General features: G+C 64.1%; 1 protein-coding gene. It reads right to left on the reverse strand.

Going from position 1 to position 615, the window contains the following annotated elements:
* On the reverse strand, positions 1 to 615 hold a 615-nt coding region (locus tag QWJ34_RS27035), incomplete at both ends, for an IS66 family transposase (RefSeq protein WP_302732232.1).

A 615-nucleotide genomic window follows, 5' to 3' on the forward strand; every position in this document is an offset into this window, starting at 1 on the left:
GTGCGCGCCGCACAGCGCGTGTTCGAAGCGGTAATGCGTCTTGAAATACGACGCATAGCTGTCGTGAACCAGCACGCCGGTGAAGTGAGGCAGCACGTCCGCTTCGTCCATGCCCCGGCTTCCGCGACTCTCGTGGATCTGCAAAAACGTCCACTGCGAGTCCGAAGCGACGTGCATCCACTGAACCTTCTTGCCGATCCGCAGTCCGGTTTCGTCCGCGTGGAGAACCGGGAGCTTTCGTATCTGTTCGCGGATTTGGATTTCAGTCGCTTCCAGCGCGCCGGCGGTCTGCTCCAGTTGGGCCAGCAGCGTCGCTTCGCTGGGCCGACAACCGCATAGATCCGCGTAGAACTGGGCGATTCGCTCCAGCGGCAGCAGCTGGTACGCGCTCAAGTAGGTCGTCCAGGCCGAGAAGCTGCGGCCGTATTGGGTTCGTCCGCGCACGTCTTCCGGGAAAGGAGCCCGGGCTTTGACGCCGCAGGCTGGACAAATTTTGTGCGCGGCCCGGTGCTCGGTCACGACCACGCGTGGGGCCGGCAGGTCGAACACCTGCCGGGCTTCGTGAGCGTGAGCCGGAACGTCTTGCAGCGCCGCCTGGCAGCCGGGGCAAGTTTC

It is taken from the genome of Saccharibacillus sp. CPCC 101409, assembly GCF_030518235.1.
Classification (GTDB): domain Bacteria; phylum Bacillota; class Bacilli; order Paenibacillales; family Paenibacillaceae; genus Saccharibacillus.